12 protein-coding genes are annotated in these 13,016 nt (G+C 70.1%); 9 read left to right on the forward strand and 3 right to left on the reverse strand.

The features are described 5' to 3' along the window. Positions 1-399: 399 nt before the first annotated feature. Complete coding sequence (locus SLW52_RS05760) at positions 400-1,227, reverse strand: inositol monophosphatase family protein (RefSeq protein WP_026144017.1); 828 nt, start codon at positions 1,225-1,227, stop codon at positions 400-402. Between the two features lie 118 nt (positions 1,228-1,345). On the opposite strand from SLW52_RS05760, the gene SLW52_RS05765 reads away from it, so the two are divergent. The 3 genes from SLW52_RS05765 (at position 1,346) to SLW52_RS05775 (ending at position 5,314) form a co-directional block, all read left to right on the forward strand. After that, entirely contained in the window at positions 1,346-2,104 is a 759-nt protein-coding gene (locus SLW52_RS05765; protein WP_017914286.1) for an RNA methyltransferase, read from the forward strand. A 178-nt stretch (positions 2,105-2,282) separates the two neighbouring features. Beyond that, positions 2,283-3,173 (forward strand): phosphate/phosphite/phosphonate ABC transporter substrate-binding protein, encoded by an 891-nt coding sequence (locus tag SLW52_RS05770; protein ID WP_152237866.1) that lies wholly within the window; start codon positions 2,283-2,285, stop codon positions 3,171-3,173. Beyond that, complete coding sequence (locus tag SLW52_RS05775) at positions 3,170-5,314, forward strand: EAL domain-containing protein (protein WP_320739165.1); 2,145 nt, start codon at positions 3,170-3,172, stop codon at positions 5,312-5,314. Before SLW52_RS05770 ends, SLW52_RS05775 begins: the two co-directional genes overlap by 4 nt. Before the next feature lie 60 nt (positions 5,315-5,374). Here SLW52_RS05775 and epmB read toward each other — a convergent pair whose 3' ends face one another. Then, the gene (epmB, locus tag SLW52_RS05780; protein ID WP_320739164.1) at positions 5,375-6,412 is read right to left on the reverse strand and encodes an EF-P beta-lysylation protein EpmB; all 1,038 of its coding nucleotides are present in this window, start codon (positions 6,410-6,412) and stop codon (positions 5,375-5,377) included. A gap of 99 nt (positions 6,413-6,511) precedes the next feature. On the opposite strand from epmB, the gene efp reads away from it, so the two are divergent. From efp to SLW52_RS05810, 6 genes are all read left to right on the forward strand, one after another. After that, on the forward strand, positions 6,512-7,078 hold the full coding sequence (efp, locus tag SLW52_RS05785; protein ID WP_010343528.1) for an elongation factor P: 567 nt from the start codon (positions 6,512-6,514) through the stop codon (positions 7,076-7,078). Between the two features lie 126 nt (positions 7,079-7,204). Continuing rightward, on the forward strand, positions 7,205-7,864 hold the full coding sequence (locus SLW52_RS05790; RefSeq protein WP_320739163.1) for a TMEM175 family protein: 660 nt from the start codon (positions 7,205-7,207) through the stop codon (positions 7,862-7,864). A 32-nt stretch (positions 7,865-7,896) separates the two neighbouring features. Further along, positions 7,897-9,231, forward strand: a complete 1,335-nt coding sequence (locus SLW52_RS05795) for a TRZ/ATZ family hydrolase (protein ID WP_320739162.1) — start codon at positions 7,897-7,899, stop codon at positions 9,229-9,231. Positions 9,232-9,284: 53 nt separating this feature from the next. Further along, positions 9,285-10,022 (forward strand): bifunctional 2-polyprenyl-6-hydroxyphenol methylase/3-demethylubiquinol 3-O-methyltransferase UbiG, encoded by a 738-nt coding sequence (ubiG, locus tag SLW52_RS05800; protein ID WP_267117698.1) that lies wholly within the window; start codon positions 9,285-9,287, stop codon positions 10,020-10,022. After that, on the forward strand, positions 10,012-10,719 hold the full coding sequence (locus tag SLW52_RS05805) for a phosphoglycolate phosphatase (protein ID WP_320739161.1): 708 nt from the start codon (positions 10,012-10,014) through the stop codon (positions 10,717-10,719). The genes ubiG and SLW52_RS05805 overlap by 11 nt, the downstream gene beginning before the upstream one ends. A gap of 181 nt (positions 10,720-10,900) precedes the next feature. Continuing rightward, positions 10,901-11,605: a phytoene/squalene synthase family protein gene (locus tag SLW52_RS05810; RefSeq protein ID WP_320739160.1), complete on the forward strand. Its 705-nt coding sequence runs from the start codon at positions 10,901-10,903 to the stop codon at positions 11,603-11,605. A gap of 29 nt (positions 11,606-11,634) precedes the next feature. On the opposite strand, the gene SLW52_RS05815 is transcribed toward SLW52_RS05810, so the two are convergent. Further along, on the reverse strand, positions 11,635-12,816 hold the full coding sequence (locus tag SLW52_RS05815) for a putative acyl-CoA thioester hydrolase (protein WP_320739159.1): 1,182 nt from the start codon (positions 12,814-12,816) through the stop codon (positions 11,635-11,637). Between the last annotated feature and the right edge of the window lie 200 nt (positions 12,817-13,016).

A 13,016-nucleotide genomic window follows, 5' to 3' on the forward strand; every position in this document is an offset into this window, starting at 1 on the left:
AAGTTCGGGCAAAGACCCGCATCGGTATCGGCCGCGTTTCGTGGATCTTTAGGGCTGCGTTCGCCGATTGTGTCGGGCGCATCGCACATGCCGTTTTGCCTGCACGTAGCGCGTCGTGTGCCGTTTTCTACGCAAGCGCCGATCAAGCAGGGGTGAAGCGCGCTGCGTCCAATGCGTGAGTGCGGCGTGAGGGCAAAACGGCCCGTGCGTTCTGCGTTCGACGGGATTTCCTGGATGGCGGCTCGTCTGCGCGAGGCCAGGCGGATGCTGCGAAAGGACCTGTGCGGAGGTCGTGCGCCGGTCCGATCGGCGGATGACGGACATAAAAAAAGCCGCGCGAGTGCGCGGCTTTTCTGTTGTTGCGGTGTCGCTGCGCCGGCGTGGCGCCGGTCGCCTCGCTCAGAACTTCGCGTCGAACTCCCCGGCGAAGCCGGTATTGACGATCAGCTTCTGCAGCGCGTCGCCGACCTTGAGGTTGCCGGCGACCACCTGGAACTGCTGCGGGCCGCGGTCGTCGATGCGGCCGAGGGTGCCGCCCTTGAAATCGGTGACGCGGCCACCGGCCTCGCGCACCAGCAGCACGCCGGCGGCGATGTCCCAGGCCTTCACGCCGGCTTCGAAGTAGGCGTCGCTGCGGCCGCAGGCCACATAGGCCAGATCCAGTGCCGCCGAACCGGTGCGACGGATGTCCTCGGCCTGCACCAGCAGTGCATCCACGCACTTGAGCTGGGGGCTGGTGCGCTTGCGCTCGCGCGGCGCGAAGCCGGTGTGGACCATGGCGCCGTTGAGTTCCTTGCGCTCGCTGACACGGATGCGGCGGTCGTTGAGCACGGCGCCGTTGCCGCGGCTGGCGGTGAACAGTTCGTTGCGGAGCGGGTCGAAGATCACCGCGTCGACCGGCTCGCCGTTCTCGACCAGGGCGATCGACACGCAGTAGTGCGGGAAGCCGCGCAGGTAGTTGCTGGTGCCGTCGAGCGGGTCGATCACCCACATGTAGCGGCCGCCGCCCTGCACGCCGCTTTCCTCGCCCATCACGCCGTAGTCGGGGTAGGCGCGGCGCAGCTCCTTGACGATCACCTTTTCCGCATCGGCATCGACTTCGCTGGCGTAGTCCATGCGGTCCTTCTGCACCACGTTCAGTGCTTCCAGGCGGTTGATGTGGCGCAACAGCACGTTGCCGGCGAGGCGGGCGGCCTTGACCATGACGGTGACGGCGGGTTTTTGCATGGCAAGCGCTCCCGAGAAGGCGGAGGTGGGTCTGGAGGAGGAAAAGAGCAGTCCGGCGCCAAGGCCGGCCGCACAGTTTACCATCTACGCCCCCGTTCGCTTCGCCTGCCGTGCCGCCATGACCGATTCCCTCCGTATCCGCTTCGTCCTGGTCGGGACCCAGCACCCCGGCAACATCGGCGCGGCGGCGCGCGCGATGAAGACCATGGGGCTGTCGCGGCTGGTGCTGGTGGCGCCGGAATGCGAGCTGGAGACCGAGGCCTACCGGCGTTCTGCCGGGGCCGAGGATCTGTTGCAGCAGGCGCCGGTGCTGCCGGCGCTGGCCGACGCAGTGGCCGATTGCCGGTTGGTGCTGGGCTGCACCGCGCGCAGCCGCCGCGTGTCGCTGGAGGAGTTGCTGCCGGCCGATGCCGCGCAGCGCCTGACCGCGACCAGCGCCGAACCGGCGGAGGTGGCGCTGGTGTTCGGCCGCGAGCGCACCGGCCTGACCAACGAGGAACTGCAGTTGTGCCATGCGGCCGTGCACATTCCTTCCGATCCGGCGTTCAGCTCGCTCAATCTGGCCGCGGCGGTGCAGGTGCTGGCCTACGAACTGCGCCTGGCGCAGCTGCGCGGCGCCGCCCCCGCGCCGGCGCCGGCACCGGGGTTTCGCGAGGCACCGGCCAGCCACGCACAGGTGGAAGGGCTGTTCGGGCAGTTGGCCGAGACCCTGGACGATATCGACTTCCACAAGGGCCGCGCCCCGGATTCGGCGATGCGCAAGTTGCGCCGGCTGTTCCTGCGCACCGAGCTGACCGAGCAGGAAGTGCGCCTGCTGCGCGGCGTGCTGTCCGATGCGCAGCGCATGGCGCGACTCGCCGGGCAGGCCGGAAACTGAGGCCAGGCAAGGCGCGAAGGCATCCATCGCGGCGCGCGCGCCGACGCGTGCGCCCAGGGCGGACTGCATGCGCGGCAGGCGCCATTCTGTGACGCTGTCACCGGCATGCGCTTTCGGCTAGGCTTTGCAAGGTCTACTTGGGGATCGTGGTTTGTCCAGTTCGCGTTGGCGGGTGGTCGTGGTGTGGCTGGCGCTGGCGATCTGCTGGCCCGCGTCCGTGCACGCGCGGCCCTCGGTCCTGGTGCTGGGGCGCATCAGCGACAATCCCAAGGCCCATTACGAGCAACTCAAGCCGCTGCTGGACTACGTGGTGCCGCGCATGCGCGAGGTCGGCATCACCTCCGGGCAGATCCTGATGGCCCGCGACAGCCAGCAGATGAGCAGTTACCTGCGTCGCGGCCGGGTCGACTGGGTCACCGAGACCGCTGCCACCGCGATGGCGCTGGAACAGCGCGGTGGCGCCAAGCCGCTGCTGCTGACCGAGCGCAACGGCGTGCGTCAGTACCACACCGTATTCTTCGTGCGCAATGACGCGCCGGTGCACGACCTGTCGGATCTGCGGGGGCGCACGCTGGCGCTGCAGAGCACGCTGTCCACCAGCGCCTACCTGGTGCCGATGATGACGCTGTTCGAGCGCGGCCTGCATCCGGAGATCCTGCTCTCGACCAAGGACCAGCCCTCGGCGGAAACGGTCGGTTACGTGTTCGCGCGCTCGGAACTCAACATCGCCGCCTTCGTGCACAAGCACCTGGTGGATGCCGGGGCGTTCAGCAATCTCGACTGGGACGACGATCGCCGCATTCCCCCCGCGTTCCGCCGCGACTTTCGGGTGATCTACCGCAGCGAACCGTATCCGCGCGCGGTGGAGATGGTGCGCAGCGATCTGCCCACGGACGTGGAGACGCGCCTGCGCGAGGTGCTGCTGCACGCCGCCGACGATCCGCAGGGGCGCGCGGCGCTGCGCCAGTTCTTCGGGACCTCCGGCTTCTACCCGATCGATCCGGCGTCGCAGAAACGCCTGGATGCCCTGCGCGCCGGCGTGGCGCGGGTGAGGCTGGAAGTGGAATGAAGACCATGCGTTTCGGGTTGCAGGCCAGGTTCCTGCTGGCCATGGGCGTGGCTGCGCTGCTGGTGATGGCGATCCTGGCCCTGCTGCTGGAGCGCCAGGCGGCGATGCAGCGCGAGGTGCGCACGCTCAGCGGCAACGCCATCCATAGCCTGTTCGACAGCAGCATGCGCACCCGCGGCGAATCGCTGGCGCGGCAACTGGCCGATTCGCTGGCCAACCCTGTGTACTACTCCGACCTGGATGCGATCGGCACGCAGGTGCGTGGGGCGCTGGGCTATGTGGCGGTGGCCTACGTGCTGGTCTACGACGCCGACGGGCGGCTGATCCACGACGGCAGCAAGGACCTGGTGGGCTACGGGCAGCGCATGCGCGGGCCGATGGCCGACGCCGCGATCCGCGCCAAAGGCCTGCTGGCGCAGGAGTCGCCGGAGTTCCTCGACGTGTCGATGCCGATCATGATCGGCGACCAGCGCGTGGGCGGGGTGCGGGTAGGCATGTCCTGGACACGCGCGCAGGAGTACGAGCGCAAGGCCGGGCAGAACCTGGACCAGCGCCTGGGCGCCCTGGGCAAGCGCCATCTCGGCTGGTTGCTGCTGTTGCTGGCCGCCCTGGGCCTGACCGCGGCGATGGTGGCGGTCTACGTGCAGCGCACGTTGGTGGCGCCGTTGCGCTGGATGGCGGCGACCGCACGCCAGATCGAGGCCGGCAACTATGCGGTGGAGCGCCGCGACAGCGGCCGCCACGACGAGGTCAGCGAACTGCTGCGCGCGTTCGGGCGGATGAGCGAGGCGATCGCCCGGCACGACCGCGACGTGCGCCACATGGCCTACACCGATGCGTTGACCGGGCTGACCAACCGGCTCGCGTTCCGCGAGGCGCTGGACCATCGCATGCTGTCGGCGCGCGCCTCGCAGCGCAGGCTGGCGCTCCTGTTCGCCGACATCGACGATTTCAAGCGGATCAACGACACCCTGGGTCACGAGGCCGGCGACGAAGCCCTGCTGCAGTTCGCGCGGCGCATCCAGCTGGCGGTGGAGCAACTGGGCGGCGACGATGCGCTGCTGGCGCGTTTCGGCGGCGACGAGTTCGTGATCCTGGTGGAGGATGCACAGGCGGCCAAGGTCGCCACCGCGCTGGCGCAGCGGCTGGTGCAGGAGCTGCGCGAGCCGCTGCGGATCCAGGGCCGCGAGGTGTTCATGGGCACCTCGATCGGCATCACTGTCTACCCGGGCGATGCCGAGGACGCCTCGGCGCTGCTGAAGAACGGCGACATCGCCATGTACCAGGCCAAGCTGGCCGGCAAGAACTGCCACCGCTTCTACAGCCGCGCGATGGACTATGCGGTGGAGCGGCGCGTGCACATGGAGCACGAACTGCGCGGCGCCTGGGAGCGCGACGAACTCAAGCTGGCCTACCAGCCGATCTTCCGCACCCAGGACCGGCGCATGGTCGGCGTCGAGGTGCTGCTGCGCTGGCAGCATCCGGCGATGGGCACGATCTCGCCGACGGTGTTCATTGACGTGGCCGAGCAGAGCGGGCTGATCGAAAGCATCGGCCCCAAGGTGCTGCGCGCGGCCTGCAGCGAGGCCACCCAGTGGCGGCGCGCCGACGGCAGCGCCGACCTGTTCGTCTCGGTCAACGTCTCGCCGCGGCAGTTGCGCAGCGGCGATCTGCCCGAAGTGGTGGCCGAATGCCTGCGCGAGTCCGGGCTGCCGGCGGCGCAATTGCATCTGGAACTGACCGAGACCGCGGTGATCGGTGACGAGCTGCAGGCGGCGAGCATGCTGGCGCGGCTGCATCGCACCGGGGTCAAGGTCTGGCTGGACGACTTCGGCACCGGCTTCTCCGGCCTGAGCCACCTGCGCCAGGTGCCGGTGGATGGGGTCAAGATCGACAAGAGTTTCGTCGCCGACCTGCAGCGCGACCCGGACGACCTAGCGCTGACCACGGCGATCATCGCCATGGCGCATTCGCTGGACATCACCGTAGTCGCCGAAGGCATCGAGCAGGAGACCCAGTTCGAGCTGCTGCGCGAGCGCGGCTGCGAACTGGGGCAGGGCTTCTGGCTCAGCCGTCCGCTCAGCGCGAACGAATTCCGTCAGCTGCTCGCCAACGAGGACGCACCGCCCGCCAGCGCGTGATCGCCGCTGCGGCGTCGTGGCCGGCGTGCGCTGTGCCTGCTGCGGTCCCGGCTAGGCGGGTCAGGGCATCAACGGGCGCTTGCCGGTATCGCCGGCGATCTCGCGCACCAGCTTCGGCACGAGATAGCCGGACAGGCGCGCGGCCAGCCCCTGGTGCAGCGCCAGCGCGGTGGCATCGTCCACTTCGAAATGGGCCACGCCCTGCACCCGGTCCAGCTGGTGCAGGTAGTAGGGCAGCACGCCGGCGGCGAAGCTGCGCTCGCTCAGCGCGGCCAGCGCCTCCACGCTGTCGTTGACCCCGCGCAGCAGCACCGCCTGGTTGAGCAGGTGCGCGCCGGCCTCGCGCAGGCGCGCCAGCGCGGCATCCACGCCGGCATCGAATTCGTTGGCGTGGTTGGCGTGGATCACGAACGCCAGCGGCCACGGCAGCGTGCGCAGCCAGGCCAGCAACGGCGCATCGACGCGCTCGGGCAGCACCACCGGCAGGCGGCTGTGGATGCGCAGGCGCTTGAGTTGCGGCAGCGTCGCCAGCGCCTCGGTGAGTTCGGCCAGCTTCGGCGTGGCCAGCGACAGCGGATCGCCGCCGGACAGGATCACTTCCTCGATGCTGGGGTCGGCGGCGATGGCCGCCACCGCTGTGCGCCAGCCATCGCGCGCGGCGGTCTCGTCGGCATAGGGAAAGTGCCGGCGGAAGCAGTAGCGGCAGTGCACCGCGCAACTGCCGGTGGCCACCAGCAGGGCGCGGCCGCGGTACTTGTGGATCACCCCGTCGGCCTTCTTGGCCGCGGTGTCGCCGACCGCATCCAGGGCGAAGCCGGCGACCAGGCGCTGCTCGTCGTCGATCGGCAGCACCTGGCGCAGCAGCGGATCGTGCGGATCGCCGGCGCGCATGCGCGCGACGAAGCTGCGCGGCACGCGCAGCGCGAACTGCGTCGCAGCCTGTTCGGAGACGCCCAGCGCCTGCGGATCCAGGTCCAGCAGGGCCAGCAGCTCGCGCGGATCGCGCACGGCGTCGCGCCAGGCCTGCTGCCAGCGCGGCGGCGCGGCGGCGGGCAGGGGCGGGGACGGCTGCATCGGGCGGGGGGCTGCGGTTATCATAGGCGGTCATCACACGAGCGCCCGCCGTTGCGGCGGAGCTTCCATTCTATCCGGCCGGCCGCCGAACGCGGCGGGTTTGCCTTACCCGAGGAGTTTCAGATGGCCAGCTACGGCATGAACGACGTCAAGAACGGGATGAAGATCCTGGTCAACAGCGAGCCTGCGATCATCACCGATACCGAATACGTCAAGCCCGGCAAGGGCCAGGCGTTCACCCGCGTCAAGTACCGCTTCATCAAGTCCGGGCGCGTGGTCGAAATGACCATGAAGGCGACCGACAGCGTGGAAGCGGCCGACGTGGTCGACACCGACATGCAGTACCTGTACAGCGACGGCGAGTACTGGCACTTCATGCAGCAGGAAACCTTCGAGCAGGTGCAGGCCGACAAGGCCGGCGTCGGCGACGCCGCCAAGTGGATCAAGGGCGAGGAGGATTGCGTGGTGACGCTGTGGAACGGCACGCCGATCCAGGTCACCCCGCCGAACTTCGTCGAACTGAAGATCGTCGAGACCGACCCGGGCGTGCGCGGCGATACCTCCGGCGGCGGCGGCAAGCCGGCGACCCTGGAGACCGGTGCGGTGGTGCGCGTGCCGCTGTTCGTCGGCCAGGAAGAAGTGATCCGCGTCGATACGCGTTCGGGCGAATACGTTTCGCGCGTCAAGTAAGTCGGCATGCCCGCGGCCGCCGCCGGCCGCGGGCATGCGCACGCGCTGGCGTGCGGCGGCCAGGCAGCGCCATGCGCTGGATCGCCGTGCGGCGGTGATGGACCACCTCGCTCCCAGGAAACGCCCGTGACGACCAGCCACGCCGACAGCGCCGACAGCAAGTACCCGCACGACCGCGTCGTGTTCTTCAGCGATGCGGTGTTCGCGATCGCCATCACCCTGCTGGCGGTGGAAATCAAGGTGCCTGGACACGCCGAGGTCGCGGCGGCCGGCGGCATCCTCGCCGCCCTGCACCGGATGCTGCCGCTGTTCATCGGTTTCGCGGTCAGCTTCCTGGTCACCGCGCTGTTCTGGAAGTCGCACCTGCAGCTATGCCGGCACATCCGCCAGTTCGACGACCGGCTGATCTGGCTCAACGTGCTGCAGTTGCTGCTGATCGGACTGCTGCCGTTCTCCACCGCGCTGTACTCGGACTATTTCGGCAACCACGAGGCGTTCTCGGTGTACTGCGCGCATCTGGCGGCGATCGGCCTGGCCGGGTACTGGCTGCATGCCTATGCGGTGCGCAAGGAAGGCCTGGCGCAGCGGCTGGGCCCGCTGCAGGCGCAGGCGATGAAGCTGCGCGCGGCGGTCTCGCCGGTGGTGTTCGCGTTATGCATCCCCGTGGGCATGGTGGCACCGTGGCTGGGCCGCTTCGGCTTCCTGGCGGTCTTTCTGCTGCAGTGGGGGGTGATGCGCGTGTACCAGCGACGCATCCGCCAGTCCCAGGCGGCACCGGCACCGTGACCCTCCCTTTTCTAGAGTCTAGAGTCCCTGCGATGACCTCCATACCCGAATCCTGCGACCTGCTGATCGAAGCCGGCTACGTGGTCCCGATCGAACCGCATGCGGTGGTGCTGGAAGACCACGCGGTGGCGGTGCGCGGCAGCGAGATCGTGGCGGTGCTGCCCACGGCCGAGGCACGCACGCGCTTCGCCCCCGCGCGCACCGTCTCGCGCCCGGACGCGGCGATGCTGCCGGGGCTGGTCAACGCGCACACGCACAATCCGATGACCCTGCTGCGCGGCATCGCCGACGACCTGCCGCTGATGGTGTGGCTGCAGCAGCACATCTGGCCGGTGGAGACCGCGGTGATCGGCCCGGAGTTCGTCGCCGACGGCACCGCGCTGGCCATCGCCGAGATGCTGCGCGGCGGCACCACCTGCGCCAACGAGAACTACTTCTTCGCCGACGTGCAGGCCGCGGTGTACAAGCAGCACGGCTTCCGCGCGCGGGTCGGCACGGTGATCATCGATTTCCCGACCGCCTGGGCCAAGACCTCCGACGAGTACTTCGCCCGCGCCTGCGAGGTGCACGACCAGTGGCGCGACGATCCGCTGGTCGGCATCGCCTTCGCCCCGCATGCGCCGTACACGGTCAACGACGCCAACTTCGAGCGGGTGCGGATGCTGTCCGACCAGCTCGAGGTGCCGGTGCACCTGCACACCCACGAGACCGCGCAGGAAATCGCCGACTCGCTCAAGCAGTACGGGCAGCGCCCGCTGGCGCGGCTGGACCGTCTGGGCCTGGTCAACGACCGCCTGATCGCGGTGCACATGACCCAGCTCACCGACGCCGAGATCCACCTGTGCGCCGAGCGCGGGGTCAGTGTGGTGCATTGCCCCGAATCCAACCTCAAGCTCGCGTCCGGGTTCTGCCCGGCCTGCGCGCTGCAGCGGGCGGGGGTGAACCTGGCGATCGGCACCGACGGCTGCGCCAGCAACAACGACCTGGACATGTTCAGCGAGAACCGCACCGCGGCGATCCTGGCCAAGGCGGTGGCCAACGACGCCACCGCGCTGGACGCGGCCAGCACGCTGCGCGCGGCCACCCTGGGCGGCGCGCGCGCGCTGGGCTTCGGCGAGACGATCGGCTCGATCGAGCCGGGCAAGCAGGCCGATCTGATCTGCGTGGACCTGTCGGCGCTGGAGACCCAGCCGCTGCACAACGTGCTGTCGCAACTGGTGTACGCCACCGGCCGCCAGCAGGTCAGCGATGTGTGGATCGCCGGCCAGCCCAAGCTCAGCCAGCGCGTGCTGGTGGACATGGACGTCGACGCGCTGGTCGCCAATGCGCGCGAGTGGCGCGAACGTATCCGCAGCGTCCACGCCTGATCCGCTATGTTCGCCGTGCCGCCTCGCGCGCGCGGCCCCAACGAGAGTTCGCCATGACCGCTTCCACCGCCAACGCCTCCGCCAATTTCGATCAGGCCGAACTGGACAAGTTCGGCGCCCTGGCTACCCGCTGGTGGGATGCGGACGGCCCGCAGAAGCCGCTGCATGCGCTCAACCCGGTGCGTCTGCGCTACGTCGCCGAGCGCCTGCCGCTGCGCGGCGCGATGGTGCTGGACGTAGGGTGCGGCGGCGGCCTGCTCAGCGAGGCGCTGGCCAAGGAGGGCGCGCAGGTCACCGCGATCGATCTGGCACCGGAGCTGATCAAGGTCGCGCGGCTGCACCAGTTCGAATCCGGGGTCGAGGTCGACTACCGCGTGCAGTCGGTCGAGGACCTGGCGGCCGCACAACCGGGCAGCTTCGACGCCATCACCTGCATGGAGATGCTCGAGCACGTGCCCGATCCGGCGGCGATCGTGCGCGCCTGCGCGACCCTGCTCAAGCCGGGCGGACAGCTGTTCCTGTCCACTCTCAACCGCACCCCGGCCGCGTTCGCGCTGGCCATCGTCGGTGCCGAGTACGTGGCGCGGCTGCTGCCCACCGGCACCCATCGCTACCAGGATTTCATCAAGCCGGCGGAACTGGCCGCCTGGTTGCGCCAGGCTGAACTGCAGCTGCGCGACGTCAGCGGCCTGGCCTACGAGCCGTGGCGCAATCGCGCGCGGCTGTCCTCGCGGACCGAGGTGAATTACCTGGCGTGTGCTGTAAAGCCGGGAATCGGGAATGGGGAATAGGGAAGCGCCGCTGCCGCGGCGGGGTTACCCGCGGGTGGTGCTGTTCGATCTGGATGGCACGTTGCTGGACAGTGCGCCGGATCTGCTGGCCGCGGCCAATGCGGTGCTGGCTGAGCATGGCCGTGCAGCGTTGACCCTGGCGCAGTTGCGGCCGGTGGTGTCCAAGGGCTCGCGGGCGATGCTCGGCGTCGCCTTCCCGGATCTGCCCGCCGCGCAGCGCGATGCGCTGATTCCGGCCTTCCTGCGCCACTACGAGGCGCTGATCGGCCGCCATTCGCAGCCGTTCGACGGCATCCCGGAACTGCTGCAACGCCTGGAAGAGGCCGGCAGCGTGTGGGGCATCGTCACCAACAAGCCCGAGGCGCTGGCGCGGTTGATCCTGCCGCAGTTGCAGTGGCAGCAGCGCTGCGCGGTGCTGATCGGCGGCGACACGCTGCCCGAGCGCAAGCCGCATCCGCTGCCGCTGCAGGTCGCCGCGCAGCGCCTGGGCGTGGCGCCGCAGGAAGTGGTCTACGTCGGCGACGACGAACGCGACATCCTCGCCGCACGTGCCGCCGGCATGGCCTCGGTGGCGGTGCTGTGGGGATACCGGCTGGAAGAGGACGATCCGCTGGCCTGGCGCGCCGACGCGATGGTCGCCGCGCCGGCCGAGTTGTACGACGCCGCGGCCTGGCCGGTCAGCACGGCCGCGTCCTGAAACCGGTGCTGTCGCCGCGTTCGCGGTGATGCACGACCGCCGTGTCGCGGCCTGCACGCCGACGCCGCTCGGCATCCACCGGTCGCGCACGTACACTGCGCGTTCTGCGCGGCAGCCGCGCTCACTCTCCCATTGCGCGATGCCGTCGGCGCGCGCGCCTGACTCCGGATTCACCGATCGCATGAGCAGTTCGTCCGCCCTGGATGCCTTCCTCGACAAATGGCGCCGCCGCTGGCCGGAATGGGCCGTGGCCGAGGCGTTCGTGCCGGCGCCGCAGCGCGCCCGCACCGTGGCCTGGTTCGCGCTGCTGCAGGAGTTCGACGACATCCTCAACATCGCCGGCGACCCGCTGCCGGCCGACGCCAAGCTGGCGTGGTGGGGCGAGGAACTGCGCAGTTGGGCCGGGCAGCGTTCGCGGCATCCGCTGGGCCGGGTGCTGGAGCCAGTGGCTGCGCCGTGGACACAACTGGCCGAGGCCTTGCCGAGCCTGCCGCAGTCGCGCGCGGCCGCGGCCGACACCGCGCATGCGCTGGAGCGGCTGGAGCCGTTCGCGCAGGCGGTGGTCGCGGTCGAGCGCGCGTTGTTCGAGGCCTCGGCCGAGGGCGCCGCGGTGCCGGTCGCGCTGCAGGTGCTGGCGCAGCGCCTGGTCGAGGGCGGCGCCGCCACCGCGCCGCTGGCGCTGCGCGGCGGCGATGAGGCGCAGCAGCGCCAGCGCTGGGCGCAGGCATTGCTGAAGCCGTGGCCGCGCCGCGTGCGCGGGCCGCGTCCGCGGCGCATCCTGTCGGCGTTGGCGCGTGCGCGGATGGTGCAGCAGGCGGCCGCCATACCCAGGCCGCCGGGACAGATGGCGACGCTGTGGCGCGCCTGGTGGGCCGGGCTGGGCTAGAGCCCGCCCGCCCTCCGCGCCGGCATGTCTCAGGGCGCGCTGCCGGCGCCGCTGTTGGCGTACTCGTAGAAGCGATTGGCCGAATTGCTGCAGTTGCTGCTGCAGTACGGCCGGCCGATGGTCGAGGCGTTCCACGGCGCGCTCTTGCGGATGTGCCCGCCCAGCGTCGAGTCGCGGATCACCACCTTGCCGTTGGGCGAGGTGCCGTCGACGTAGTTGGACAGGCTGCCCACGCTCTCGTCCCAGGCCCGGCCCAGCCACACCGTGCCGCTGCCCGGGTTGCCGACCGCATCGAAGGTGCTGCCGATCGCCAGGAAGCCGTAGCTGCTGCCCGGGCGGGTACTGGGCGCGAAGATCACGCCACCGTCGTTGGCGCCGCGGCGCGCGGCGGTGTAGCGGATGGTGCTGCCGGCGAACACCGCCACGCCCGAGCCGAAGATGAAGTCGGTGTCGCCCTCGATGGTGCCGCCCTTGACGTAGGCGCGGATCACCGTGTTCGCGCTGCCGGCGCTGATCAGCAGGGTGTCCTGGTTGCCGGTCAGCACCACGTTCTCCAGCACCGCCTTGTCGCCACGCAGCGCCAGCGCCACCGCCGACTGGTTGCTGCCGCTGTAGGTGCCTTCGACGTAACTGTTGACGATCGCCAGGTTGCGCGCCTGGAACTGCGCCGCGCGCACGGTGACGGTGCCGCTGTCGGAGGTGCCGACGGTGCTGCTGGCGGCGTTGCTGGCGCAGGGATGGGTGGCGCTGCCGGTGGGTTTCGGCGTGGGGTTGGCGTTGCCGAAACGGATCGTGGTGCTGGCCGGGCTGCCGCCGAGGCCGAACAGCGTGAGCGGCGGCGCCGCGGCGGGCACGCAGACCACTTCGGTATAGGTGCCCGGCGCCACGCTGATGTAGCGGCGCATGCTGCCGCCGGCGGCGACCGCGGCGTCCACCGCGGCCTGCACGGTGCGGTAGCGGGTGCTGCCGTCGGCGGCCACCGCGTAGTCGGCCTGCAGCAGCGCGACGCCGGCGCTCGGATCCCAGTTGTCGGTAACCAGCGCGCCGATCGGTCCGGCCTGGGCCAGGTGGCGGGCGACGGTCTGGTTGGCCGCCTCGCTGCTGGTCAGTTGCGGGCGCGACGCGGTGCCGGTCAGGGCCGGGGCGTCTGCGACAAACCCGCCCGCCAGGGCGAGGGTGGAGGAAAGCAGCAACCAGCGCGATACGGTCATGGGAAGCCTCCGCTCAAGGATAAGGGCCCGCGGCCACGCCTGAAATGATACCGGTGTCATCCGGTCGCCTGATCCGGCGTCGTCAGCGGACCGGCGATGGTAGGGGCGTTCGCGCGCCGATGCCGGCCGATGTCGCAGCCAGAGCTCGGTTGTGCCGCTTCCATCACGATCGCGGATCCGCCGCACGTGCGGCGCGCCGG

Source organism: Xanthomonas sp. LF02-5, from assembly GCF_034105325.1.
Lineage (GTDB): Bacteria > Pseudomonadota > Gammaproteobacteria > Xanthomonadales > Xanthomonadaceae > Xanthomonas_A > Xanthomonas_A sontii.

What these genes read in the sequence shown, in the direction of transcription:
- SLW52_RS05805 (WP_320739161.1), top strand. Translation starts at nt 10,012, where the DNA reads ATGGGGAATAGGGAAGCGCCGCTGCCGCGGCGGGGTTACCCGCGGGTG.
- SLW52_RS05760 (WP_026144017.1), bottom strand. Translation starts at nt 1,227, where the DNA reads ATGCAAAAACCCGCCGTCACCGTCATGGTCAAGGCCGCCCGCCTCGCC.
- SLW52_RS05815 (WP_320739159.1), bottom strand. Translation starts at nt 12,816, where the DNA reads ATGACCGTATCGCGCTGGTTGCTGCTTTCCTCCACCCTCGCCCTGGCG.
- SLW52_RS05765 (WP_017914286.1), top strand. Translation starts at nt 1,346, where the DNA reads ATGACCGATTCCCTCCGTATCCGCTTCGTCCTGGTCGGGACCCAGCAC.
- SLW52_RS05795 (WP_320739162.1), top strand. Translation starts at nt 7,897, where the DNA reads ATGACCTCCATACCCGAATCCTGCGACCTGCTGATCGAAGCCGGCTAC.
- SLW52_RS05810 (WP_320739160.1), top strand. Translation starts at nt 10,901, where the DNA reads ATGAGCAGTTCGTCCGCCCTGGATGCCTTCCTCGACAAATGGCGCCGC.
- ubiG (WP_267117698.1), top strand. Translation starts at nt 9,285, where the DNA reads ATGACCGCTTCCACCGCCAACGCCTCCGCCAATTTCGATCAGGCCGAA.
- SLW52_RS05775 (WP_320739165.1), top strand. Translation starts at nt 3,170, where the DNA reads ATGAAGACCATGCGTTTCGGGTTGCAGGCCAGGTTCCTGCTGGCCATG.
- efp (WP_010343528.1), top strand. Translation starts at nt 6,512, where the DNA reads ATGGCCAGCTACGGCATGAACGACGTCAAGAACGGGATGAAGATCCTG.
- epmB (WP_320739164.1), bottom strand. Translation starts at nt 6,412, where the DNA reads ATGATAACCGCAGCCCCCCGCCCGATGCAGCCGTCCCCGCCCCTGCCC.